Below are 327 nucleotides of genomic sequence, written 5' to 3' on the forward strand. Positions count from 1 at the left end.
TTCATCTATATGATTCTCTTTAGCACTAATATGAATACCTTCTGTATCAATCACACAGCCCTTATCAGACTTATTGATTAATACAATTCTATTTAATCCTTCAGTACGTTCTAATAGTTCCTTATCTTCTACTTCTAAAGGTCTAGAACCATCTAATACAACTAGTACTAAATCAGCCTGATCAATCAAAGATAAAGACTTCTTAACACCCATATGTTCAATCTCATCTTCTGTTTCTCTAATACCTGCTGTATCAATCATATTCAATACAATATCATTTAAACGAATAGAACCTTCTACTACATCTCTAGTCGTTCCTGCAATATC

The 327-nt window shown here is 31.8% G+C and carries 1 protein-coding gene; it reads right to left on the reverse strand.

The features are described from left to right. Positions 1 to 327: GTP-binding protein (locus B2S90_RS10405; RefSeq protein WP_286697017.1), on the reverse strand; the 327-nt coding region annotated here is incomplete at both ends.

The sequence above is a fragment of the Catenibacterium sp. UBA627 genome, assembly GCF_002299355.1.
Lineage (GTDB): Bacteria > Bacillota_I > Bacilli_A > Erysipelotrichales > Coprobacillaceae > Catenibacterium > Catenibacterium mitsuoka.